We start from the raw sequence: 459 nt of genomic DNA on the forward strand, positions 1-459 counted from the left end.
TGCTGAAGATGTTTCGTAAGAACTAAGGGGAATATATGTCTGGGGGTTTAGTTACAGCAGCATATATTGTTGCCGCTATTCTGTTTATTTGCAGCCTTGCCGGGCTGTCAAAACATGAAACATCAAAACAGGGTAACATTTTCGGCGTCACCGGGATGGCCATCGCGTTAATCGCGACCATTCTTGGACCTGACTCCGGTAACGTTGGCTGGATCATCGTCGCCATGGTGATCGGTGGTGCGATTGGTGTTTATCTGGCACGTAAAGTCGAAATGACAGAAATGCCTGAGCTGGTTGCCATTTTGCACAGCTTCGTGGGTCTGGCTGCGGTTCTGGTGGGCTTTAACAGCTATCTGGATCACGGTGCGGTGCCGATGGAAGGCGTGATGGAAAACATCCATCTGACCGAAGTATTCCTCGGTATCTTCATCGGTGCGGTGACCTTTACCGGTTCGATAG

At 49.9% G+C, this 459-nt stretch carries 1 protein-coding gene; it reads left to right on the forward strand.

What is annotated here, in order from left to right:
* Positions 1 to 35: 35 nt before the first annotated feature.
* A partial coding sequence (locus EVX52_RS25140) for an NAD(P)(+) transhydrogenase (Re/Si-specific) subunit beta (protein ID WP_205952732.1) occupies positions 36 to 459 on the forward strand: 424 nt, incomplete at its 3' end.

Source organism: Rahnella sp. CFA14(1/10), from assembly GCF_004195095.1.
Lineage (GTDB): Bacteria > Pseudomonadota > Gammaproteobacteria > Enterobacterales > Enterobacteriaceae > Rahnella > Rahnella perminowiae.